Here is a 21258-nt window from a genome sequence, read left to right on the forward strand (position 1 = left end):
TCCCCAACGATCACCGCTCTAGCGTCCTAGGTGCATATCGGCATAGAGGCAAGGGGGAACAATCATGCAGCTGACGCGGATCTCCGGCGGAGACCCTGATTGCCGGACGGATGACTGCCCCACGGTCTACCGCACGGACAAGCCCAAGACGCTAGCGGTTCAGGGCTACATCGTCGAGCACACGACGCCTGAGGGTGAAGCGGTGGTCTCCATCCCCGAAGACGTGTTGAGGGAGGCTATGCGTGCACTTGGATGGTGATCAGTGGACCGCTTTCTTCGGTTCGTTCGAGCGGGAAGCGTTCCGGCTCGAAACCCTCCCTGCATATTCCATGGAGGGTGAAGAGGAGGAGTTCGAGACGTTCCAGGCCACGGGAAAACTGGAACTCCCCGAGGACGATCCATGGCTGGTGAAGGTTCGGAGCTTCCGTGATTCCGGACGTCGGATTCGACGAGTGCACGTCGTCACCCGCCCACTCTCGGACTACCTCCGGTACGAATTCGCGGCGTATCGCTACAACGTCGAGGCCGGAGAGGATGTGCGCATCCTTGATCTCACCGACCGTGAGAACCCGGGACTGCCTGACCGAGACTTCTGGCTGTTCGACAGTTCCAAGGTCGTCGCCATGAACTATCGGTCCGATGGCACACAGATCAGCCGGGACCTTCTTGAGGTCCCGGACCTCAACCAGTACCGGCAATGGAAGGAATTGGCTCTTTCCCTGTCGGTTCCGTTCTCGGAGTACGGCGCAGATTGAAGATAGACCCGCAACAGGCCGGGCAGGACCGCCTCGACCTCGCAACAGCGCTCAAGGAGCTACGCCGTGCATCCGGCCTCTCGGGTGAGCGGTTGGCCGTGCGCTGTGGCATGTCGCAGAGCAAGGTCTCTCGAATAGAGACGGGGCGATTCCTGCCGTCTGTCGTGGACGTACAGCAGATTCTTCGCGCACTGGGCGTGGACGACCCCACGGCGGCGGACCTGCTGAGCATGGCCCAGGTCGCGAATGCCGAGTACGAGGACGTCAGAACGTCTGTGAGACGCGGCCTGCACCATCGTCAGCGGGAACTCGCCGCCCTGGAATTGGGTGCTCGCCATATGCGGCACTTCTTGCCGGCCATGGTCACCGGCCTGCTCCAAACCCCGGACTACATGCGGCAAGCCATGTCCCCTGCCGTGGAACCCGCAGGAGGTGACATCTCCCGAGCCATGGCCCTGAAGCTGGAGCGGCAGGGCGTACTCCACGACCAGTCCAAGCGATTCGAGTTCCTGCTGACGGAATCAGCAGTGCGGTGGCAGCTGTGCGATGCCTCGGTCATGGCCGTGCAGATTGATCACCTCGTGTCGGTTTCGAGGTTTCCCAACGTGCGCCTATCAGTGCTGCCTTTGACGCGCCGAGTAACGGACGCGCCATTTCATACGTTCGTCACCTACGACAACCGGCTCGTCACGGTCGAACTGTTCAGTGGTCAAGTTGTCCTGCGTGATCCCAAGGACGCTGACTATTACCGAGAGTTGTTCGATTTCTTTGCTGAACACTCGGCGGGTGAAGAGGACGCACGAGCCATCTTGGAGTCCTGGGCCGACGGTTACAGGGCCGAATCCATGCGGGAACGCGACTGACGGTACCGAGTGGCTGCTTTCGGTACAACAATGGGTTCCACGCCGATGGCGTACAAGGAGCGACGAAAGGTGAGGCAGCAATGGGAAAGAAGGGCGGAGACCACTCCGGCAAGCCCGACACCTCCAGCAGTGACGGCCACCGCGACAAACCGCCGGGTCCGACCAAGCCGTACGAGCCGCCGAAGAAGTGAGGTCGGATGACGATGCAACAGAGACAGCACGGACTCGTTCAGGCCCTTGAGAACAAGGGGGCGCTGTCGGCCGAGTGGCGAGAGGCGGTGGCCTCGGTGGACCGGGGGCTGTTCATCCCCGACGTATTCGAGGGTGGCGACTTCACCGCGGATCCCGAGGGATGGTTGCGGGCGGTCTACTCGGACGCGCCGGTCGTGACGCAGGTCAATGACGGGAAGCCCACGGCTGATGGGGAGTTCAAGCTCTTCACATCGTCTTCTTCGATGCCGTCGGTCATGCTTGAGATGCTCGGCCTGCTCGATGTGCGGGAAGGGCAACGCGTGCTGGAGATCGGCACAGGAGTGGGTTACAACGCCGCTTGGCTGTGTCACCGGCTGGGCGAACGCGCCGTGACCAGCGTGGAGTTGGATGAGGCGGTCCTCACGTCCGCAAGGGGGAATCTGAAGCGGGCGGGGTTCAGCCCGGCCACTGTTCTCGGGAACGGCCGCGAGGGGCACCGAATGGGCGCTCCGTACGACCGTGTTCTCTGTACGTGCACGATGCGGGATGTCCCGAGAGCGTGGTTGGAGCAGTGTCCCGAGGGGCGGATCGTCACGCCGTGGGGCAGCAGTTTCTTCAGCGGTTCGTACGCCACGCTGGACGTGGTGGGAGGGAAGGCCCGGGGCACGTTCTCCGGATATCCGGCCTTCATGTGGGACCGCACGCAGCGGGGCGGGGCCGGACGCGTTACGGATATCTACCACGAGGAGAAGGGCGAGACGAGCACGACCGATATCGCGCCGCAGAACGTTATCCAGGACCATCCCGCGTTCTTCATCGGCCTCAGTGTCACCGACGCCTGGTATCGCTGGTACGAGGCGGACGACGACAGCGGGGAAGCGACGCTCTGGCTCTTCGCTGACGACCGGAAGTCGTGGGCAACGGTGGAGTACATCCCGCATGCGGAGACATACGAGGTGGAGCAGTACGGCCCCCGTGCGCTGTGGGCCGAGGTGAGGAAGGCGTTCCTGGGGTGGTACGACCTGGGGCAGCCGGAACGGTCGCGCTTCGGGCTGTCGGTCGGTGGCGACGGTCAGCGGGTCTGGCTGGATGACCCGCGTAATGTCGTCGGCGGGGCGTAGGCGCTGAACGGAGTGAAGCCGCCGACTCGGTGGGGGCTTCCGGTTGCCGGGCTACACGCCGACCGCGAGCCCGGTGGCTCAGGCGCGTAGCCCGCGCAGCTCCTGTGTGCAGCACTTCACGCTGCCACCGCCCTTGAGCAGTTCCCCGAGGTCGATGCCCAGCAGTTCGAACCCCGGTCGTGCGCGGAAGCACGGGCCGTCGGCAATAGCCGCATGGTCCGGGACTGGAACGACGAACTCCGCAATCACCCACGCCGCCGCTCGGGGGACTGGTGGGCCCTCTCGCCCGACCACTCCCGATATCGCGGCCGGGACCGGGTGAACACACGCAGTACGAGAAACGCCAGCTACTGGCTCTCGCTCAACTCCATCGAACCCGCCTGAAATGCTCCCGTTGCCTCGTCTGGAAGTTCGCGCGTCACTTGAATTTGTGGACGACAATCCAGTATTCGTCATCTTCGACCGAAACAGCAAACAAAATATGGCCGTCCGTAGAGAGCGTCAGGAATTCCGGTGAGCCTGCTGCGGCTGCGACGCGGGAGGGGAGGTTGGTTCCCCCGGAATCCTTGACGCGGACCCATCCGATTTTGCTGCCTCCTTTTACGGGTGGCAGTATGAAAAACTCGTCATTGTCTGAAGTTTGAAGTGATCTGGAAATCTGTGTATGCCATTGACGGTCCAATTCGCCCATCGCGTCTGCCAGTGACTCTCGCACCGCAACGGTTGGCTCGACGTCGATTCCTGTTACGGCTTGGATGGCGGCGAGGGCTGATGGGGCCGTTGCCGGGACCCCGTTGTCAAGGACGGTCAGACCGCATGCTTCAAGGGTTTCCGCCCAACGCAGACCATTGCTGCCAGTTGTCGTCGTGACTCCTAATTTCTCAATCATTTCTTGATACAAGGCTCACGTGCGACTTGATGAGTGAAAGCGATTTCGCCTGAAAGGCTACGGAGGTTCCTCTTGATTCAATTTTCGCCAGGATGTCGCCGTCAGGGCCTTGCGTGAATGTAATGTCCTTGCCGGCGGGGCCGTTCCATCCCTTGATGTCCAGTTGCCGCACATCAACGAACGCGAGATAGAACTCGAATGAATTGACTCTTGGAGACTCCCGTTCGTGGCGTCCGTGTTGTGGCATGTGCGGTGTCTCGAATCCGAGAGTGATGCTGGTCCCGCGTTCATCTATGAGGAAATAGAACAGGTCGCATGAATTGAGATCCGGTTCCTGATCGTACAGGTTGTAGATGCTCTGCGGGTCGTCCAGAAAGGAAGGCCAGTTAGAGGTGCTCATAGAAGGTCTTCTCGTAAATGTTGGGAAGGGATGTGAATCGTCGAGAGTCGACTCGCCCCAGGAAGTTGCGCGGGCCGCTGTCCCGCCCGGTTTCACAGGCAGTGAACGCGCTCAAGTGGCCGACAAGGATTGAGTCGCTGCTGTCGAAAGAAAATGTGGCCCTGTCTCCCGTGGCGCTAACGGAGATCCTGTGGCCGTGAGTTGGTGAAATAGAGATGTCGGCAAGAGCAGGAGGCGCCCATGTGCTCATTGTGAAATGATCGACCGCCAAGAATTGAAGGTGGCACTGGAACGTATCGTTTCCTGACTCGATCCAGTCGGCCGGTGCATTATCTGGAAAGGAGGGGAGGTCGATCCGCAGCGTCAGGGTGGGGCCGCGCCAATTGAGATGGATTGACCGCAGTCTGACGGAGTTGAGAGGGGGGACTTTTGAATAGAGGGCGGTGAGCGGATCTGAATTTCTCACCAGATCAATCCATGGATGGGTCATAGTAGTAATGTTCCTCGGCGCCGGGCGCCGGCCCGGGTCCCTTCTGGCGCGCGGTCGGCCGCTCCGCCTCCGTCCAGTCGAGCAACTCGGTCAGTTTCGACGGGCGGTCCGGCCCTGATGTCTCATCCCCGTTTCCACGCACGTCCGAGAGGCTGTCACGGGCGCGTTCCCGCGAGCAAGGAGCCACTGTCACCGGCGGTTCGGGGGCGGCGGCCCGCCGCTTTCCACCGTCCGTGCCCCTCAGACGCGCAGCTCCTGTGTGCAGCACTTCACGCTGCCACCGCCCTTGAGCAGCTCCCCGAGGTCGATGCCCAGCGGCTCGAACCCCCGGTCGCGCAGCGAGTCGAAGAGACCGGCCGCGCTCTGGGGGAGCAGTACGTGGCGGCCGTCGCTCACCGCGTTCAGTCCGAGCGCCGCCGCGTCCGGCTCCTCGGCGATGAGGGCGTCGGGGAAGAGCCGGGCGAGTACGGTCCTGCTGCCGGGGGAGAAGGCGTCGGGGTAGTACATGATCTCGTCGGCCGCGTCGTCCAGTACGCACAGGGCCGTGTCCAGGTGGTAGTAGAGCGGGTCGACCAGATCCAGGCCGATCACCGGCCGGCCGAAGAACTCCTGTGCCTCGCCGTGCGAGAGCGGGCTGGACCGGAAGCCGCGTCCGGCCAGCAGATACGTGGCGGTGACGGCGAAATCGCCTTCGCCCTCGTTGATGTGCACCGGCTCGCGGATGTCGGTGTAGCCATGGGTGCGGAACCAGTCCAGATGCGCCCGCGCCTCGCCGTGCCGTTCCTGATGGGCGAAGCGGGCGCCGAGCACGCGGCCGTCGATGACCGTGGCGCCGTTCGCGGCGAAGACCATGTCCGGCAGTCCGGGGTCGGGGTCCAGCAGCGAGACGGTGTGGCCGAGCGCCGTGTAGCGGTCGCGGAGGTCCTCCCACTGGGCCAGGGCCAGCGGCAGGTCCACCGGCTTCGCCGGGTTCATCCAGGGGTTGATCGAGTACGTCACCGCGAAGTGGTGCGGCGGGCACATGAGATAGCGGCGGGGCGAGGCGTCACGAGGCAAGGGGGGCTCCTCACGAGCTGCGGGGCGCACAGGGTGTGTGGGGGGAAGCACGTTGTACGTGAAGCGTGGTGTGCGTGAAGCCATGGTCCGCTCCGTGGGGCCCGCGCGCTGTCAACCGTTCGGGTGGTTCCCATACGCGGCCTACGAGACGATACGTACCGCCTCCCCGGTTGTAGATTGAGGCCATGGCTGACAGCAGGGCACCCGACTCCACCCGGCGCAGTGAGCGTTCTCGCCGGGCGATCTACGACGCGGCCCTCGCGCTGGTGAGCGAGGTCGGCTACGGCAGGACGACGATCGAGGGCATCGCGGCCCGCGCCGGAGTAGGCAAGCAGACGATCTACCGCTGGTGGCCCTCCAAGGGGGCCGTGCTGCTGGAGGCGTTCCTCGACCTCAGCGACCAGGCGGCGCGCGAGGCGGACGGCGGGGAGGGGATCCACGAGATCCCCGACACGGGTGATCTGGAGGCCGATCTCAGGCTGGTCCTGCGCGCCACGGTCGACGAGATGAACGACCCGAAGTACGACGTGCCCTCCCGCGCGCTCGCCGCCGAGGGGATCGTCGACGCCGAACTGGGCGTCGAATTCGCCAGGAAGATGCTCGAACCGCAGCTCCAGCTCTATGTGAAGCGGCTGCGAGCCGCCCAGGAGGCCGGGGAGGTACGGCAGGACCTCGATCCCCGTATCGCCCTGGAGCTGCTGGTCGGTCCCGTCGCCCATCGCTGGCTGCTGCGGACGCTGCCGCTGACGCACGCGTACGCGGACACGATCGTCGAGTACGCGCTGCATGGACTGGCCCCGCGCCCGCCCGCGCGGCACTGAGTGCCAGGAGGGGTTCTCGGCGCCCCGGGCCGCCCGAGCGCCGGGGGGCGCGCGGGGGCGCGTCGATGCATACGGGGCGGGTGTGGTGAATGCCACCGGTCCCGGAGCCCCCGCGCGGGGCCATATATCGCCGCATAAGCCGCGATCCGCCCCGTGCTGGCGGGTGGCTCCCCATACCCCGGTGGGGGCTCGCGGCCACCCGGGGAGCAGGATGGTGGGACCATGGGGTGAGTCCGCAGGGACGAGCATGAGGTGTGAGGGGATCGATGGGCGACGATTTCGGCCGCTACCGCGGCACGGAGAGCAGGATTCCCCAGTGGCTGCGCAGGCGCCCCAAGAAGAGCGCCGACGGTTCCGCGTTCGACGGGGACGTGGCCGGCCGGGAGGCGCTGCTGCTCGCTGTCGCGGACGCCGGTATGCCCATTTCGCCCGCCGCCCACCCCGTCGGCTACCGATGTTCCTGTGAACGGATCGGCTGTCCCACCCCGGCCAGGCACCCCCTCTCCTTCGCCTGGCAGACCCAGTCCACGACCGATCGCGCACAGATCGAGCGATGGGCGCGCAACCAGCCCGAGGCCAACTTCATCACCGCGACGGGCATGATCCACGACGTTCTCGACGTGCCGCTCGAAGCGGGCAGCCGGGCGCTGGAGCGGCTGCTCGAACAGGGCATCGACGTCGGTCCCGTGGCGGACTCCGGCGGCGACCGGATGCTCTTCTTCACCGCGACCCGGGGCACCCCCGAGGACGAGGACGAGTGGTGGCCCTGTGAGCTGGACTGCCACCCCGAGACGATGGACGAGCACCCCGGGCTGCGCTGGCACTGCCGGGGCAGCTATGTGCTCGTACCCCCGGCCCAGTTGCCCGGCGAGCTGTCGGTGCGGTGGCTGCGCGGCCCCGAGCATCCGCTGCCGGATCCGCTGACGCTGCTGGAGACCCTGACCGACGCGTGTGCCCGGTACGCGGGCGAGAACGGCGAGCTGGACCCGCACGCGGTGGCCTGGCCGCTGGGCCGCTGACACGGGGCGGCCCAGCCGGCGGAACCCGCGCGCGTGACAGGACCTCGGCCTGTAGCGGCCGAGCGGAGCCCGACTACGACCCCTTCGCGCCCGTGACCCCCTGAAGGCGGCTCGCCACCTCCACCGTCGGCGTGTCCGACCCGGCGCGCGGGACCAGCGCCACCTGGCTGGAGACCCACTCCTTGGTGACCGTGTTCCGTATCTCGCCCGTCAGCAGCGCCTTGACATCCGCGTTCACCCGCGGCGTCACACCCTGCGCGCCCGTCTGCCGCTCGAAGTGCCGCGTGGCGAAGAAGACCAGCGCCCCGCCGTCCTTCGTCGCCAGCCCCAGCGGGGCGAAGTCGCCCTCGGCCAGCGGCTGGTCGACATACTGCGTGACCAGACCGGGCAGCCGCGCGTTCTTCTCCCGGGCCTCCCGCCATCCGTTCGTATGCGGCCCGTCAGCGAAGGTCTTCGCCGTACCGTCGCGCAGATACGAGGCGTACGCGGCGCTCAGCTTCCCCGGCGCCAACGCCAGCCCCTCGCTGTCCGGCGCCACCGGTTCGCCCCAGCCGTCCTTGTCGGTCGCGAAGTCCGGGACCTCGTTCGCGGCGAGGATCGTCAGATACGGCACCTTCCACCGCTCGTCGGGCCCGTTGCGCACGAAGACCAGCACCCAGCGTGTGTCCTGCGGGCCGCCGTCGTCCGTGTCGCGGTTGCTGTCGGTGTCCGCGACGAACCAGCGCGGCCAGCCCGCCTTCTTGGGGATGGTGAACTTCGCGTCGGCCAGCTCCAGCGGCTGATGCGCCGGGTTGCCGTCCGGGCTCGTGATGCTGCGCGCCTTGAGCCCCGCCTGGTTGATCGCGCCCAGCGCGCCGGTCACCCGGCCCGCGTCGAGCGCCGGATCGTACGCCTTGTCCGCCGCGTTGTACGCGTCGGTGAAATCCTTCAGCGCCCGCGCGGCCTCACTCCGGTCCGCCGACGGCAGAACCGCCAGCTCCCCGTGCACCGTCACGCACCCGCTCGCCGTCAGCGACAGCACCATCACCGTCGCGAGCCCCGCCGCTGCCCGAATCGGCCTTCCCAGCCTGCTCATCGGCCGCCTCTGCTCCTTGACCCCCACTGACCGGCCCCAACCCTACCGGCGCCAGGAACAGCGCGAGCGTCGGGATCAGATACAGGCACCAGACAATGACCTGAAGGACCGTCGGGTCCGGCTGGAAGTTGAACACGCCCTTGAGCAGCGTGCCGTACCAGCTGTCCGGCGGGATCGTCGTGCTGATGTCGAACGCCTTGCTGGACAGGCCGCCCAGGAAGCGCGCCTCCTGGAGGTCATGGACGCCGTACGCGAGCACACCGGCCGCGACGATCACCAGCATCCCGCCGGTCCAGGTGAAGAACTTGGCCAGATTGATGCGCAGCGCGCCCCGGTAGAAGAGCCAGCCGAGCACCACCGCGCTGGCGATACCGAGCAGCACCCCGATCAGCGGCGCGTGGCTGCCGTCCGAAGAGGCCCGTACCGACGCCCAGACGAACAGCGCGGTCTCCAGCCCCTCCCGGCCCACGGCCAGGAACGCCGTCGCGACCAGCGCGCCCGTACCCATCTGGAGCGCCGCGTCCAGCCGGCCGTGCAGCTCCGTCTTCAGATGCCGCGCCGTACGCCGCATCCAGAAGACCATCCAGGTCACCAGCGCCACCGCGAGGACCGACAGCGAGCCGCCGAGCGCCTCCTTCGCCTCGAACGTCAGCTCCTGCGAGCCGAATTCGAGCCCGAAGCCGAAACCGAGCGCGATGACGACCGCGACGCCGATCCCGAGCCAGATGGGGCGCAGCGCGTCGCGCCGCTCCGTCTTGACCAGATACGCGACCAGGATGCAGACCACGAGACTGGCCTCAAGGCCCTCGCGCAGACCGATCAGATAGTTTCCGAACACGTCGGAACTCCCTTTCCGATATCAGGAGATCAGGGCCCGGCCCCACCAGTCGTCCTTGTCCCGGACGCCCGGCGGGATCGCGAAGACCGCTGAACCCACGTGCTGGATGTATTCGTTGAGCGCGTCGGAGCGCGCCAGTGACCGCTGTACGGGGATGAACGCGTCCCGTACGTCGCGCTGGTACGCCAGGAAGAACAGCCCCGCGTCGAGCCGGCCGAGGCCGTCCGTACCGTCCGTGAAGGAGTAGCCGCGGCGCAGCATCCGCGCCCCGTGGTGGGAGTCCGGATGCGCCAGCCGTACATGCGATGTCGGCAGCATCGCCTTCAGGTTGGGCTTGTCGTGCTCGCGCGCCTTGCCGACCGCCGCGCCCTCGCCCTTGTCCCGGCCGAAGACGTCCTCCTGCTCCTGGAGGGAGGTACGGTCCCAGGTCTCGATCCGCATCGAGATCCGGCGGGCGACCAGATACGAGCCGCCGGCCAGCCAGCCGGGGCCGTCCGCCTCCGACACCCAGACATGCTTGTCCAGGGCGGCGGTGTCCGTACCGGCGATATTGCTGGTGCCGTCCTTGAAGCCGAAGAGATTACGGGGGGTCTGGGCGCCGGGCGTGGTCGACGACGTCTTGCCGAAGCCGAGCTGCGACCAGCGCACCGCGACCTTCCCGAAGCCGATCCTGGCCAGATTGCGGATCGCGTGCACGGCGACCTGCGGATCGTCCGCGCACGCCTGGACACAGAGATCGCCGCCGCCGCGTGCCGGATCGAGGTTGTCACCGGGGAACTTGGGCAGCTCGACGAGCGCGGCCGGGCGCCGCTCCGCCAGCCCGAACCGCTCCTTGGCGAAGAGGCCGGGACCGAAGCCGACGGTGAGCGTGAGCCGGGACGGCTTGAGGCCGAGCGCCTCGCCGGTGTCGTCGGGCGGGGCCTCGGGGAGACCGCCGTACGCGCCCTCGCCGACGGCGTGTCCCGCCGTCATCCGCTCGGCGGCCCGCGTCCAGTCCTTGAGCAGCTGGACCAGCTCCGCGCGGTCCTCCGTTGTCACATCGAACGCGGCGAAGTGCAGCCGGTCCTGGACGTCGGTGGCGATTCCGGCCTGGTGACGGCCGTGGAAGGGGACCGCCGCACCGGACTCGGCGGCGGGCGCGGCGGTGTCACCGTCCCGTACCGCCGCCATGGCGCCACCGGCCGCGGCGGCGCCGAGCGCGAGCCCGGCACCGCCCCAGCCGAGCAGCGCGCGGCGGGACGGCGGAGTCGGTGCCGTCTTCGCGTCGTGCTCTTTGTCGGGCTTCTCGTCCGGTGTGGTGTCGTCCGTGCTGTCGTCGAAAGGCATGGTGCGCGGCCCTACTTGACGACGGCGGCGGCGAGCTTGGAGAGCGGCTCGGCCAGTGCGTTCACACCGTCCGAGAGCTCCTTGCGCTCCGCCTTGCCGACCTTCTCGTACGAGGTGAACTCGTACGAGTCCGGGCCGTCGCGGTATGTGTCCAGCAGCTTGTTGAGCGCGGCGAACCGCTTGTCCAGCTCCGTCACCAGCGCCGGGTCGTTCTTCGAGGCGACCGGCTTGAGCAGCTCGTACGAGTGCTGCGCGCCCTCGACGTTGCCCTTGAAGTCGACCAGGTCGGTGTGGCTGTAGCGCTCCTCCTCGCCGGTGACCTTGCCGGCGGCGACCTCGTCGAGGAGTTCCTTGGCGCCGTTGGCCATCGAGGTCGGGGTGATCTCGGCCTTGCCGACCCGCTGCTGCCAGTCGGCGAGGTCCTTGTCGAGCGCGTTTGCGAGCGCCTTGGCGTCCGGGCCGAGCTTCTTGTCCTGCCAGAGTTCCTTCTCCAGCCGGTGCCAGCCCGTCCACTTCTGCCCGGTCTCCAGGCCGTCGGCGCGTACGTCGACCTTCGGGTCGATGTCGCCGAAGGACTCGGCGACCGGCTCGGTGCGCTCCCAGCCGATACGGGAGGGCGCGTACGCCTTCTTCGCGGCTTCCAGGTCACCGGCGCGCACGGCGTCGGTGAAGACCTTGACCTTCGGCAGCGTCTCGTCGGCCTGCGTCTGGACGTACTTGCGGTACGCGGCGACGGCCGCGTCCATCTCCGGGCTGCGCTTGGCGGCGGCGGTGCCGCCGGTGACCGTGACCTTCTGGCGGATGCCGTCGCCCTTCATCCCGGGCTTGCACGCGATCTCGTACGAACCGGCCTTCACCTCGGCGGTGATCTTGGCCTTCGTACCCGGGCCGATGTTCTCGCGCTCGGTGACGATCCGGTCGTCAGGGAAGAGCAGATAGACCTCGGTGATCTTCGTGCCCTTGTTCTCGACGGCCAGCTCCACATGGCCCGCCGGGAACTCCTTCTTGGAGACCTCGCAGGAGTCGTCCGCGGCGGTCACCTGGACGGCGCCGTCACCGGCCTTCGCGTCGCTCTTCTCTGCGCAGCCCGTCACGGCGGTCAGGGCGGCCACCGCCGCGGTGGCGGTGACGACGGAGAGGCGGACAGGTCGCATGCGGGGCTCCACGATGGCTGGAATCGGGCGGGAAAGAGGTCGGGAATACGGCTGGTACGGAAGTGAGGCGGCCCTAACTTAACTGAGCCTTACCTGTGCCGTGACCGTCCACGCAGTGATTCGGCTCTCACTGCCTTGCCCCGGATACGAGCAGGTCACGGTGGCACCCAGAGCGCCCCATGGCGAGGTCAAGCGCAGGTCAAGGCCTGCGCTTCGGGACGACCAGCGGAACGCCGGTGCGGGGGCGGGAAGAACTCGACGGGCTGGCGGGCCGAGTAACCAGGCCCCCCACGCCACGGCAGGGCACCACGCGGTGCCCTGCCGCGCGCCGGTCGAATCCGCGCCGTTCAACGGCGGTGCTTAAATGCCTGCGTGACTGACATCGACGTACTCAGCGTCTTCTGCGGGGCCGACGGCCGGCACGGCAATACGCTCGGTGTCGTCCGCGAGGGGCGTCATCACCCCGACCGGGCGGCCCGGCAGGCCATCGCGGCCGAACTCGGCTACAGCGAGACCGTGTTCGTCGACGACCCCGAGCGCGGTGTGGTCGATATCTATACGCCGGGGCTGCGGCTGCCCTTCGCCGGGCATCCGCTCGTCGGTGCGGCCTGGCTGCTGGATCTGGAGACCGTGAACCCGCCCGCGGGCGAGGTGTGGGTGCGCCAGGACGGCGAGTTCACCTGGATCACCGCCCGCCCGGAATGGGCGCCGCCGCGCACGCTCCGGCAGTACGCCACGGCCGCCGAGGTCGACGCGCTGCCCGCCCCGCCGCCGGGTGAGGGCTGGCTCTACGCCTGGGCCTGGGAGGACGAGGCCGCCGGGCGGGTCAGGGCCCGCGCCTTCCCGCGCCGCGACGACGGCATCGCCGAGGACGAGGCGACCGGCGCGGCGGCGCTGCTGCTCACGGCGGAGCTGGGCCGCGCCCTGAACATCACACAGGGCCGCGGGTCGCAGTTGATCACGGCCCCCGGCCCTGATGGATCGATCGAGATCGGCGGCCGTGTGCGGCTGCTCACGGCCCACTGACGCCGCCCACGCGGTCAGGCGCTCACGCGGTCAGGCGCTCACGCGGTCAGGCGCTCACGCGGTCAGGCGCTCACGCGGTCAGGCGCTCACGCGGTCAGGCGCGTCGATGATCCGCTGCTTCTCCAGATCGTCCGCCGCCACCCGGTCGAGCAGCTCGCGGTAACTCCGCTTGAACGCGGCCGGGTTGGCGATCCCCTCGAAGACATAGAAGCGGACGCCGTCTCCCTTGCGGGCGAAGCCCCAGGTCTTCTCCGCCTTGGCACGGATGATCTGGCCGCCGGACAGGTCCCCGAGATACCGGGTGTAGTGGTGCGCCACGAAGCCTCCCGGCCACGAGCGCGCGCACTCCTCGACCCGCGCGGCGTACGCGGCGGTCGCGGGCAGCGGCTCCAGGCCCGTACGCCAGCCCGCCCCGCGCAGATGCGCCAGATCGCGCTCCAGCTCGGGCGTGCGCTCCAGCTCGCGCTGGATGAAGGGCCCGGCGACCGGGTCCTCCCGCAGCGCCTCCGAGGCGCCCTCCAGCGCGCGGTACACGAACCACAGCTGCTCGGTGTAGCGCGTGTACGCGTCCACCCCGAGCCTGCCACCCAGCAGATCGCTCATGAATGTCGAGGTCTCCGCCTCCGTGTGCTGTGCGTGCGAGGCGACGCGGATGAGCGTGGAGAACGGGGTGGCTGTGGCGGGTGCGTCCAAGGCGGGCCTCCGGGGACCGAGGGGGACGGGAGCAGGCGGGTGCCGGCGCCGGCGGCACGGGCGACCGCCATGACCGATACTCTTACTTAGGCTTACCTAAGTCAACCAGTTCCCGACGTCCTGTCGGTAAAAACGCTACCCCGCCCCAGCGGGTCGGCAACCTCAGGGCAGGGTGAGAATCTCGGCCCCCGTCTCCGTCACCACCAGCGTGTGCTCGAACTGCGCGGTCCGCTTGCGGTCCTTGGTCACGACGGTCCAGCCGTCGTCCCACATGTCGTGCTCGTACGTACCGAGCGTGAGCATCGGCTCGATGGTGAAGGTCATGCCCCGCTGGATGACAGTGGTGGCGTGCGGGCTGTCGTAGTGCGGGATGATCAGCCCGGAGTGGAAGGACGCATTGATCCCGTGCCCGGTGAAGTCCCTGACGACTCCGTAGCCGAACCGCTTGGCGTACGACTCGATGACCCGCCCGATCACATTGATCTGCCGGCCGGGCCGTACGGCCTTGATGGCGCGGTTCAGTGCCTCGCGGGTCCGCTCCACCAGGAGCTTCGACTCCTCGTCGACATCCCCGCAGAAGTAGGTGGCGTTGTTGTCGCCGTGCACCCCGTTGAGATACGCGGTCACGTCCAGGTTCACGATGTCGCCGTCGCGGAGCACCGTGGAGTCCGGGATTCCGTGGCAGATGACCTCGTTGACGGACGTACAGAGGGACTTGGGGAAGCCTCGGTAGCCGAGCGTCGACGGATAGGCGCCGTGATCGCACATGAATTCGTGCGCGACCCGGTCCAGCTCGTCCGTGGTGACGCCGGGCGCGATGTGCTTCGCGGCCTCCTCCATCGCCTGCGCGGCGACGCGGCCCGCGATCCGCATCAGCTCGATGGTTTCGGCGGTCTGCACTTCCGGCCCGGTGTACGGGGTGGGAGCGGGCTTCCCGACGTATTCGGGGCGCCTGATGTTTCCGGGAACGGAACGGACGGGAGAGAGCTCGCCTGGTACGAGCAGTGACTGGCCAGACATGCCGGCGAGTCTAACGAGCGGCGGTGGGGCAGCATGGCGTCAGAGGAAGGAGCCGATGATGGCCCTGTTCAAGAAGCGCACGGTCGGCAAGCCCGGCGAGTGGTACTACTGCCTGAAGCACCAGAAGGTCGAGGAGGGGCCCGAATGCCCCGCCAAGGACCGCTTCGGGCCGTACGCGAGCCGCCAGGAGGCGGAGCACGCGATGCAGACGGCCCAGGAGCGCAATCTGGAGTGGGAGACGGATCCGCGCTGGCACGACGCGTCCAAGGGTGAGGCCGGGGCCGGGGAGGACACGAACCCGCCCGCCTGACGGGATACGAGGCACCGGATCAGGCCGCCGTCGCCTTCGCCGCTTCCTTCTGGGCGCGGCGGCGCAGGGCGTCCTCGTCCGTCTCCGCGTCGTATGTCACCAGCCTCGGCAGCACCGCCGCGAGCACCCCCACCGAGGCCAGACAGGCCAGCCCGCCGCCCCATATGGCGGGGCGGGTGCCCGTCCAGCCCGCCATCGCGCCCGCGCGGATCTGGCCGAGCTGCGGTCCGACGCTGTACGAGAGCACCTCGATGCCCGCGAGCCGGCCGCGCAGCTCCTCCGGGATCGTCTGGTTCCAGATGGTCGAGCGGCCCAGACCGCTGAGCATGTCGCCCGCGCCCGCGAGCCCCAGACAGACCAGCACCACCCAGATGTTCGAGAACCACCCCGCGGCCGTGATCGCCAGCCCCCAGCCCGCCGCGCCGAACACCACGAAGAGGCCGTGTCTGCGGACCCGTGAGGTCCAGCCGCTGGTCAGACTGAGCGCCACCGAGCCGACCGACCCCGCCGCGTACATCAGACCGAGCGCCCACTCCGCGTCCAGATCGTCCGCGAGGAACGGGAAGACCGTATTCGGGAAGGCGAAGAACATGGCGGCCAGATCGATCGCGTACGTCCCCAGCAGCACCGGTCTGCTCCAGGCGTACCGGGCCCCCTCCACGATGCCCCGCAGGGACGGCGCCTCCGCGTCGTGCGCGGCGGGCGCGGGCGAGAGCCGCAGACAGAGCACTACGGAGACGGCGAAGCCCAGGATCGTCACCCCGTACGCCGTGCCGTGACCGGCGTACGCGACGACCAGCCCGGCCAGCGCGGGCCCCGCGATCGCGCCGAGCTGCCAGCGCACGGCGTTGAGCGCGGCGGCCGCGGTGAGCTGGTCGTGCGGGACGATCCGCGCCATCAGCGAGTCCAGCGCCGGCCGTTGCAGCCCCGCCAGCGCGGACACCCCGGCCGCCACCACGTACAGCGGCCACAGCAGCGGCTCGGGAAGCAGCGCGTTCACCAGCAGGACGGCGGCGAGCACCCCGAGCCCCGCCTCGGTGAGCAGGATGACCTTGCGCCGGTCGACGGCGTCGGCGAGCGCTCCGCCGTACAGCCCGAAGACCACCAGGGGCACCAGCTCCACCGCGCCCATCGCGCCGACGGCGAGCGGCGATCCGGTGAGGTCCTTGATCTGGAGCGGCAGCGCGATCATCGCCATGAAACTGCCGAAGTTCGTCACCAGCCCCTGCACCCAGAGCAGCCGGAATTCCCGGGAGGAACGCAGCGGGGAGAGATCCGGCAGTATCGCGCCGAGCTTCTTGGTCACGAGAGGCCATGCTCGGTGCGGACGCGTGGATCGGGCAACCGAATTAGGTCCCGCCGGCCCTCATCAGCGGGTGGGGCTTACCGGCGGGTGGGGCTCACCAGCGGGCCGGCGGCGGCGCCGTCAGCTGGTCGGCCAGCCGGGACAGCCGGTCCCGGAACCGCCGCCGCCCGCGCGGCCCCGGCAGGCTGTTCTCCCCGGCCGCCGCGCTCACCAGATGCTGCACGGTGTCCAGATCCACGCCGTTGGCTGCCACCGCGTCCACCGACAGGGCGTCGTGCGCCAGCCCGCGCACCTCCTCGTCCCCGCCGTCCAACGACAGCACCGTCGCCCCGGCCCGGCGCGCGCCGTGGACCCGCTCAAGCAGCCCGGTGTCCGGCCGCTCCGGCGCCACGACGAGCAGCGTCTCGCCCCGGCCGGCCGCCTCAAGACGGCCCAGGCCGATGGCCAGATGCGCCGGGTCCCCGGAGCGCACCCGGTGCCGTACCAGCGTGGGCGTCAGCTCCGGCTGCCCCGACCACGCCGCCTCGTCCACGAGATGCGCGGTGAGATGCCACGGCTCGTACTCCTCCGTCCCGACGAGCAGCAGCCCGCCGCCCTGCGACACGACGGAGGCACGCAGCGCCCCCGCGAACCGGCGGGTCGCGGACGGCCATTCCGTTCCGGCGAGTACTTCACGCAGCAGTGCGACGCGTACGGCATCCATGGGCCCGCATCCTGCCGCAGTCGGATACGCGGCGTGGGCGGTCGGAGGCGGCTCACCCGAACGTGACCTTGTACCGGCAAGTAGGGTCGTGACCATGACTTCAACGGACAGTGGCAGCACCCCCAAGCCCCCCGCCAAGGACCCCTGGGACCTCCCGGACGTCTCAGGTCTCGTCGTCGGCGTACTCGGCGGCACCGGCGACCAGGGGCGCGGGCTCGCCTACCGGCTGGCGAGGGCCGGACAGAAAGTGATCATCGGATCCCGGGTCGCCGAGCGGGCGGAGACGGCGGCGGCCGAACTGGGCAACGACGTCGAGGGCTTGGTCAACGCCGAGTGCGCGCGCCGCAGCGACGTGGTCATCGTCGCCGTGCCGTGGGAGGGACACGCCAAGACCCTGGAGGCCCTCAGGGAGGAGCTGGCGGGCAAGCTCGTCGTCGACTGCGTCAACCCGCTCGGCTTCGACAAGCGGGGCGCGTACGCGCTGAAGCCGGAGGAGGGCAGCGCCGCCGAGCAGGCCGCCGCCCTGCTGCCGGAGTCCCGGGTGACCGCGGCCTTCCACCATCTCTCCGCGGTGCTGCTCCAGGACCCGGAGGTCGAGCGGATCGACACGGATGTGATGGTGCTCGGCGAGGCCCGCGCGGACACCGATCTCGTTCAGGCGCTGGCGGCCCGAATCCCGGGCATGCGCGGGGTCTTCGCGGGCCGGCTGCGCAATGCCCACCAGGTGGAGTCGCTGGTGGCCAACCTGATCTCGGTGAACCGCCGTTACAAGGCGCACGCGGGCCTGCGCGTGACGGACGTGTAGGGACGTACGTATAGGGGCGTACGTATATAGCTATGGGGGAGGCGCGGGCCGGGCGGCCCGCGCCGTCAGCCCGCGGCCGTCGCCGTACGTGCCTCGCGCTCGGCCCTCGCCTTGCGTACGTAGTACCAGGCCATGTTGGACGACAGCCCGGCCAGCAGCACCCACACGATGCCGAGCCAGTTCCCCTGGACGAAGGAGACCACGGCCGCGGCGACGGTGAGGACGCAGACGGCGAGGGCGTACAGAGCGAGGCGGGGCATGGGGGTCGGCTCCTGTCGGGGGCGTCGTGGGCTGTCGTCGTTCGCGCTCCAGTGTCCCCCATGCCCGGGAACGTCCCACCGCCGCCCGGCCACCTCCTCGCCGGCCCTGTGACGCTGCCCCTCCGACCTCCCAGATGTCTCCTGCACCGCGTTGGCACGTCGGGCGTCTTCGGCGACGGTGACGCAGCCGGGCGGCGCGGTGCGCCGGGTGGAGTTCGACGCGGACGGCTACGGCGTGTCGGACACGCGGGCGCACGGCAGCACGCTGGCGCGCAAGACGGTGTACGAACGCGGCTCCTACCACCGGATCGACGCGGTCACCGACCCGTACGGCCGCCGTACCGAACTCACCTACGACGCCAACGGCTATGTGACCTCGGCGAAGGAGCTGGCGGGCACACCACAGGCCCGTACCTCCGGAACGGCGGTGTACGACGGCCCGTACGACCAGCCCACCACCCTGACCGACCCGCTGGGCAAGACCACGACACTCGGCTATGACTCCGCCGGTGATCTGCGGACGGTGACCGACCCCGAGGGCCGGGCCACCACTCTCACCCACACCCCCGACGGGCAGGTGAAGACGGTCACGGACGCGTCGGGCGCCGTGACCGAATACACCTATCAATACGGCGAGTTGACCGAGGTCAAGGACGCCGAGGGAGGCACGGGCGGCCAGTTCCTGGACGCCGCGGGCCGGCCGGTGGTCACGACGGACGCGTCCGGCGCGCGTACGGTCCTCACGTACGACGTGCTCAACCAGGCCCGGAAGGTCACCGACCCGCTCGGCCACACCACCGCCCTCGACTACGACGACAACGGCAACCTCACCACCCTGACCGACGCCAGGAACAACGCCACCACCTGGGCGTACGACACCGCCGACCGCCCCATATCGGCCACCGACCCGCTCGGGGCGCGGGCGCTCTTCGGCTATGACCCTGCGGGGCAACTGGCCAAGGTCACCAGCCGCGCTGGCCAGGTCGCCACCGCGGAGTACGACCTGCTGGGCCGGGCCAAGAACGCCAAGTACGGTGTGGACGCGGCGGGCCAGGCGCAGTCGACGGTCACGTACGCCTACGACGGTGTCGACCTGCCCAAGACCGTCACCGACACGGTGTCCGGCACGCAGTCCTTCACGTACGACGCCTACGACCGGACCAGGACCGTCACCGGCCCGACCGGCACCGTCGGCTACGACTACGACGGCGCGGACCGCCGCAAGGAGATGACGGCGGCCGGGACGACCACGGCCTACGGCTACGACACCTCCGGCATCCTCACCTCGGTCACCACCGGCGGCCAGGCCGTCACCTTCGGCCTGGACGCGGTGGGCCGCGAGAAGACCGCGACCCTGCCCGGCGGCTTCACCCGCACCACCGGCTACGACAAGACCGGCACGACCACGGGCATCTCCTACACCCGCGCCGGGGCCACCGTCGGCGACCTCACCTACACCCGCGACGAACGCGGACTCCAGACCGGTCTGACCGGCTCCCTCGCGAGCATCGCCCTCCCGGCGGCCGAGACGGGCGCGGTCTACGGCAAGGACAACCGGCTCACGACGTTCAACGGCCGGTCCTTCACGTACGACGCCGAGGGGCAGCTGACGTCCGATGGCAAGCGGACGTACGACTGGAACGCCCGGGGTGAACTGACAGGGCTGACCGAGACGGGCGCGGGCGGCCGGAGCAGCACTTTCGCGTACGACCCGCTGGGCACGCGTTCAGCCAGGACGCTCGGCGGTACCACGCGGAGATTCCTCACGGACGGCTCCAACCCCCTGGCGGAACAGTCGGGTTCGGGCGAGACGACGGCCACGGTGGCCACCTCCGGCCTGGACGAGTACCTGACCCGCACGGAGGGCGGCCGGACCCAGATCTATCTGACCGATGCCCTCGGTACGGTCGTGGGCCTCGCTGACCAGGACGGTACGGTCGCCACCCGCTATACGTACGACCCGTACGGGCAGCCGGCGGCGTCGGGTGCCGAGTCGGGCAACCCGTACACCTTCACCGGCCGTGAGAGCGACGGCACGGGCCTGCTCTACTACCGCAACCGCTACTACGATCCCGAGACCGGCCGCTTCATCTCCCAGGACCCCATCGGGTTCGCGGGCGGCGCCAACCTCTATCAGTACGCGCTGAGTTCACCCACGACGTACACCGATCCGTCGGGCAACAACCCCCTCCTGATCGGCTGCGTCGGCGGCGCCCTGTTCGACGGCGGCCTCGACTGGCTCACCCAGCGCCTCTCGGGTCGCAAGGTCAACTGGGGCCAGGTCGGCTCCTCGGCGGCCCTGGGATGTCTGAGCGGAATGCTCGGCACGGCGGGCGGCGGCAAGCTCGCGGGCCGCATCGGCTGCAAGAACAGCTTCACCGGCGACACCCCGGTCCTGATGGCCGACGGCACCCGCAAACCCATCAAGGACGTACGGGTCGGCGACAAGGTCCTCGCGACGGACCCGCAAAGCGGCGAGACCGGCCCGCGCGAGGTCACCACCCTGATCCAGGGATCCGGCGACAAATCCCTGACGGACATCACCGTCGAGAGCTCTGACGGTAACCCCGCCAAGATCACCGCGACCGACGGCCACCCCTTCTGGCTCCCTGACGTGAAGGAATGGACCGACGCCGGCGACCTCCAGCCGGGCCAGTGGCTCCGCACGAGCTCCGGCACCTGGGCCCAGATCACGGCGATCAGCCACAGCACGCAGTCGACGGCGGTCTACAACCTCACGGTCGACGACCTCCACACGTACTACGCGCTGGCGGGCGCCACACCGGTACTCGTGCACAACGTCAACGAAGATTCGCTCTGCAATGTGACTCTTGGGCCGGCGATAAAGGGCCAGAAAGCAGAAGGAGTGACCGCTGAACGCGGTGACACTGTCCTGGCTCACGAGCAGCGGATGATGAACGAGTTCGGTGACCGAAATGGCTGCGCTTCATGCGGGGCGGCCAAATCGGGATACAAAGACGGTCACTGGACTGGTGACCACAATCCGCCGAATAAGCTCGCGCCCAACGGTCCGTGGACTCTGTATCCGCACTGCAAGGCATGTTCCAAACAGCAGGGCGGGATCGTGCGCACGCTGCTCAAGGAGTACTATGACTTCCCGGTGTGGAAACCATAA

At 68.5% G+C, this 21258-nt stretch carries 23 protein-coding genes and 1 pseudogene; 10 read left to right on the plus strand and 14 right to left on the minus strand.

Annotated features, from left to right (window positions below; translation table 11 throughout):
* The first annotated feature begins 64 nt into the window (after positions 1–64).
* The 4 genes from IF11_RS0118155 (at position 65) to IF11_RS0118175 (ending at position 2931) form a co-directional block, all read left to right on the plus strand.
* Positions 65–259, plus strand: a complete 195-nt coding sequence (locus IF11_RS0118155; protein ID WP_030352669.1) for a hypothetical protein — start codon at positions 65–67, stop codon at positions 257–259.
* Positions 243–755 (plus strand): DUF6879 family protein, encoded by a 513-nt coding sequence (locus IF11_RS0118160; protein ID WP_030352670.1) that lies wholly within the window; start codon positions 243–245, stop codon positions 753–755. Before IF11_RS0118155 ends, IF11_RS0118160 begins: the two co-directional genes overlap by 17 nt.
* A complete protein-coding gene (locus tag IF11_RS0118165; RefSeq protein ID WP_030352671.1) occupies positions 752–1618 on the plus strand; it encodes a helix-turn-helix domain-containing protein in 867 nt (288 codons plus the stop codon). The genes IF11_RS0118160 and IF11_RS0118165 overlap by 4 nt, the downstream gene beginning before the upstream one ends.
* Positions 1619–1815: 197 nt before the next feature.
* Positions 1816–2931 (plus strand): methyltransferase domain-containing protein, encoded by a 1116-nt coding sequence (locus tag IF11_RS0118175; protein ID WP_030352672.1) that lies wholly within the window; start codon positions 1816–1818, stop codon positions 2929–2931.
* 78 nt (positions 2932–3009) lie between these two features.
* On the opposite strand, the pseudogene IF11_RS43210 reads toward IF11_RS0118175, so the two are convergent.
* From IF11_RS43210 to ddaH, 5 genes and pseudogenes are all read right to left on the minus strand, one after another.
* Positions 3010–3105, minus strand: a pseudogene (locus tag IF11_RS43210) (amidinotransferase); the annotation flags it as partial.
* Positions 3106–3349: 244 nt separating this feature from the next.
* Complete coding sequence (locus IF11_RS40925; RefSeq protein ID WP_133243227.1) at positions 3350–3820, minus strand: hypothetical protein; 471 nt, start codon at positions 3818–3820, stop codon at positions 3350–3352.
* On the minus strand, positions 3813–4220 hold the full coding sequence (locus tag IF11_RS38985; protein ID WP_078490755.1) for an Imm50 family immunity protein: 408 nt from the start codon (positions 4218–4220) through the stop codon (positions 3813–3815). Before IF11_RS38985 ends, IF11_RS40925 begins: the two co-directional genes overlap by 8 nt.
* Positions 4207–4710: an Imm50 family immunity protein gene (locus tag IF11_RS43215; protein ID WP_078490756.1), complete on the minus strand. Its 504-nt coding sequence runs from the start codon at positions 4708–4710 to the stop codon at positions 4207–4209. The genes IF11_RS38985 and IF11_RS43215 overlap by 14 nt, the downstream gene beginning before the upstream one ends.
* A 240-nt stretch (positions 4711–4950) precedes the next feature.
* Positions 4951–5850 carry a dimethylargininase gene (gene ddaH / locus IF11_RS0118185; protein WP_338119896.1) on the minus strand — a complete coding sequence of 300 codons (900 nt, stop codon included), beginning with the start codon at positions 5848–5850 and terminating at the stop codon, positions 4951–4953.
* Positions 5851–5951: 101 nt separating this feature from the next.
* Here ddaH and IF11_RS0118190 point away from each other — a divergent pair, with 101 nt between their 5' ends.
* Positions 5952–6587 carry a TetR/AcrR family transcriptional regulator gene (locus tag IF11_RS0118190; protein ID WP_030352674.1) on the plus strand — a complete coding sequence of 212 codons (636 nt, stop codon included), beginning with the start codon at positions 5952–5954 and terminating at the stop codon, positions 6585–6587.
* A 266-nt stretch (positions 6588–6853) separates the two neighbouring features.
* A complete protein-coding gene (locus IF11_RS0118195; RefSeq protein ID WP_030352675.1) occupies positions 6854–7606 on the plus strand; it encodes a bifunctional DNA primase/polymerase in 753 nt (250 codons plus the stop codon).
* A gap of 73 nt (positions 7607–7679) precedes the next feature.
* Here the strand turns inward: IF11_RS0118195 and IF11_RS0118200 are convergent, their stop codons facing one another.
* The 4 genes from IF11_RS0118200 to efeO are packed head-to-tail and all read right to left on the minus strand — an operon-like array spanning position 7680 to position 11999.
* Positions 7680–8630 (minus strand): SCO2278 family lipoprotein, encoded by a 951-nt coding sequence (locus IF11_RS0118200; protein ID WP_240627617.1) that lies wholly within the window; start codon positions 8628–8630, stop codon positions 7680–7682.
* Positions 8551–9519, minus strand: coding sequence for an iron uptake transporter permease EfeU (gene efeU / locus IF11_RS0118205; RefSeq protein ID WP_030352677.1), 969 nt, complete (start codon positions 9517–9519; stop codon positions 8551–8553). Before efeU ends, IF11_RS0118200 begins: the two co-directional genes overlap by 80 nt.
* 21 nt (positions 9520–9540) lie before the next feature.
* Complete coding sequence (gene efeB, locus IF11_RS0118210; protein ID WP_051746030.1) at positions 9541–10845, minus strand: iron uptake transporter deferrochelatase/peroxidase subunit; 1305 nt, start codon at positions 10843–10845, stop codon at positions 9541–9543.
* A gap of 11 nt (positions 10846–10856) precedes the next feature.
* A complete protein-coding gene (gene efeO, locus IF11_RS0118215) occupies positions 10857–11999 on the minus strand; it encodes an iron uptake system protein EfeO (RefSeq protein ID WP_030352679.1) in 1143 nt (380 codons plus the stop codon).
* A 372-nt stretch (positions 12000–12371) separates the two neighbouring features.
* Here efeO and IF11_RS0118220 point away from each other — a divergent pair, with 372 nt between their 5' ends.
* A complete protein-coding gene (locus IF11_RS0118220; protein WP_030352680.1) occupies positions 12372–13025 on the plus strand; it encodes a PhzF family phenazine biosynthesis protein in 654 nt (217 codons plus the stop codon).
* A 78-nt stretch (positions 13026–13103) separates the two neighbouring features.
* Here the strand turns inward: IF11_RS0118220 and IF11_RS0118225 are convergent, their stop codons facing one another.
* Together IF11_RS0118225 and map are read right to left on the minus strand one after the other, a co-directional pair.
* Positions 13104–13718 carry a biliverdin-producing heme oxygenase gene (locus tag IF11_RS0118225; RefSeq protein ID WP_051746031.1) on the minus strand — a complete coding sequence of 205 codons (615 nt, stop codon included), beginning with the start codon at positions 13716–13718 and terminating at the stop codon, positions 13104–13106.
* Between the two features lie 162 nt (positions 13719–13880).
* Positions 13881–14738, minus strand: a complete 858-nt coding sequence (gene map / locus IF11_RS0118230) for a type I methionyl aminopeptidase (RefSeq protein ID WP_030352682.1) — start codon at positions 14736–14738, stop codon at positions 13881–13883.
* 58 nt (positions 14739–14796) lie between these two features.
* On the opposite strand from map, the gene IF11_RS0118235 reads away from it, so the two are divergent.
* A complete protein-coding gene (locus IF11_RS0118235; protein ID WP_206300571.1) occupies positions 14797–15048 on the plus strand; it encodes a hypothetical protein in 252 nt (83 codons plus the stop codon).
* A gap of 19 nt (positions 15049–15067) precedes the next feature.
* On the opposite strand, the gene IF11_RS0118240 is transcribed toward IF11_RS0118235, so the two are convergent.
* Positions 15068–16354 carry an MFS transporter gene (locus IF11_RS0118240; RefSeq protein WP_030352684.1) on the minus strand — a complete coding sequence of 429 codons (1287 nt, stop codon included), beginning with the start codon at positions 16352–16354 and terminating at the stop codon, positions 15068–15070.
* 94 nt (positions 16355–16448) lie between these two features.
* Positions 16449–17057 (minus strand): hypothetical protein, encoded by a 609-nt coding sequence (locus IF11_RS0118245; RefSeq protein ID WP_030352685.1) that lies wholly within the window; start codon positions 17055–17057, stop codon positions 16449–16451.
* A gap of 94 nt (positions 17058–17151) precedes the next feature.
* On the opposite strand from IF11_RS0118245, the gene npdG reads away from it, so the two are divergent.
* The gene (npdG, locus tag IF11_RS0118250) at positions 17152–17862 is read left to right on the plus strand and encodes an NADPH-dependent F420 reductase (RefSeq protein WP_030352686.1); all 711 of its coding nucleotides are present in this window, start codon (positions 17152–17154) and stop codon (positions 17860–17862) included.
* Between the two features lie 65 nt (positions 17863–17927).
* Here npdG and IF11_RS0118255 read toward each other — a convergent pair whose 3' ends face one another.
* Positions 17928–18122 (minus strand): hypothetical protein, encoded by a 195-nt coding sequence (locus IF11_RS0118255; RefSeq protein ID WP_030352687.1) that lies wholly within the window; start codon positions 18120–18122, stop codon positions 17928–17930.
* Positions 18123–18300: 178 nt separating this feature from the next.
* Between IF11_RS0118255 and IF11_RS0118260 the strand changes: the two genes are divergently transcribed.
* Entirely contained in the window at positions 18301–21258 is a 2958-nt protein-coding gene (locus tag IF11_RS0118260) for an RHS repeat-associated core domain-containing protein (RefSeq protein WP_165840609.1), read from the plus strand.

The sequence above is a fragment of the Streptomyces scopuliridis RB72 genome, assembly GCF_000718095.1.
Classification (GTDB): domain Bacteria; phylum Actinomycetota; class Actinomycetes; order Streptomycetales; family Streptomycetaceae; genus Streptomyces; species Streptomyces scopuliridis.

Coding starts and splice junctions, on each gene's coding strand:
- IF11_RS0118155 (WP_030352669.1), top strand. CDS start 65: ATGCAGCTGACGCGGATCTCCGGCGGAGACCCTGATTGCCGGACGGAT.
- IF11_RS0118175 (WP_030352672.1), top strand. CDS start 1,816: ATGACGATGCAACAGAGACAGCACGGACTCGTTCAGGCCCTTGAGAAC.
- IF11_RS40925 (WP_133243227.1), bottom strand. CDS start 3,820: ATGATTGAGAAATTAGGAGTCACGACGACAACTGGCAGCAATGGTCTG.
- IF11_RS38985 (WP_078490755.1), bottom strand. CDS start 4,220: ATGAGCACCTCTAACTGGCCTTCCTTTCTGGACGACCCGCAGAGCATC.
- IF11_RS43215 (WP_078490756.1), bottom strand. CDS start 4,710: ATGACCCATCCATGGATTGATCTGGTGAGAAATTCAGATCCGCTCACC.
- ddaH (WP_338119896.1), bottom strand. CDS start 5,850: ATGGCTTCACGCACACCACGCTTCACGTACAACGTGCTTCCCCCCACA.
- IF11_RS0118190 (WP_030352674.1), top strand. CDS start 5,952: ATGGCTGACAGCAGGGCACCCGACTCCACCCGGCGCAGTGAGCGTTCT.
- IF11_RS0118195 (WP_030352675.1), top strand. CDS start 6,854: ATGGGCGACGATTTCGGCCGCTACCGCGGCACGGAGAGCAGGATTCCC.
- IF11_RS0118200 (WP_240627617.1), bottom strand. CDS start 8,630: ATGGTGCTGTCGCTGACGGCGAGCGGGTGCGTGACGGTGCACGGGGAG.
- efeB (WP_051746030.1), bottom strand. CDS start 10,845: ATGCCTTTCGACGACAGCACGGACGACACCACACCGGACGAGAAGCCC.
- efeO (WP_030352679.1), bottom strand. CDS start 11,999: ATGCGACCTGTCCGCCTCTCCGTCGTCACCGCCACCGCGGCGGTGGCC.
- map (WP_030352682.1), bottom strand. CDS start 14,738: ATGTCTGGCCAGTCACTGCTCGTACCAGGCGAGCTCTCTCCCGTCCGT.
- IF11_RS0118235 (WP_206300571.1), top strand. CDS start 14,797: ATGGCCCTGTTCAAGAAGCGCACGGTCGGCAAGCCCGGCGAGTGGTAC.
- IF11_RS0118245 (WP_030352685.1), bottom strand. CDS start 17,057: ATGGATGCCGTACGCGTCGCACTGCTGCGTGAAGTACTCGCCGGAACG.
- npdG (WP_030352686.1), top strand. CDS start 17,152: ATGACTTCAACGGACAGTGGCAGCACCCCCAAGCCCCCCGCCAAGGAC.
- IF11_RS0118255 (WP_030352687.1), bottom strand. CDS start 18,122: ATGCCCCGCCTCGCTCTGTACGCCCTCGCCGTCTGCGTCCTCACCGTC.